Source organism: Pseudomonas sp. EL_65y_Pfl1_R83, assembly GCF_963970695.1.
Classification (GTDB): Bacteria; Pseudomonadota; Gammaproteobacteria; order Pseudomonadales; family Pseudomonadaceae; genus Aquipseudomonas; species Aquipseudomonas tritici.
Window position 1 is genome coordinate 1 of sequence record NZ_CAXAQI010000371.1, and the last position, 468, is coordinate 468.

At 65.4% G+C, this 468-nt stretch carries 1 protein-coding gene; it reads right to left on the minus strand.

What is annotated here, in order from left to right; translation table 11 throughout:
• Positions 1–468: hypothetical protein (locus AACY08_RS29355; protein ID WP_339472590.1), on the minus strand; the 468-nt coding region annotated here is incomplete at both ends.

Consider the following 468-nt stretch of genomic DNA (forward strand, 5'->3'; position numbering starts at 1 on the left):
CTCGTCCGCCAGCACGACGCCGGCGGTCAACGCTTCCACGGTAGCCGCGAAGGTCGTCGTCTCCACCGCCTTGAGGTCGAACAGATTGCTGATCGTCACGGCGCGGCGGATATGCGGCGCCAGCAGGCGCAGCCCCTCGAGCTGCGCGTCGCCAATCGGTCCGGCCGATTCGTGCTGGCTGAAGATCGCGTTGCCGACCATGGTGCGGTCGCGCACGAGACCGACCGCGACCGCGTCCAGCAGGCCCTTGGGCACCGCCCATTCGCGATTGTTGCTATTGCTCGCGATGATATCCTGCGGCACCGCCTGCGACTGCACGATCGGCTCTCCCAGCGGATATTGCTGGATGCGTTCGACTCCGCCCCACAGATCGATGATCTCGGGCCCGTAGCCGATTCCGTTCCGGGTCATCTGGTCGAAGTCGCTGCCGGAAACGGCGTTGACGAGACCCTTCATGTTGGTGAGGCT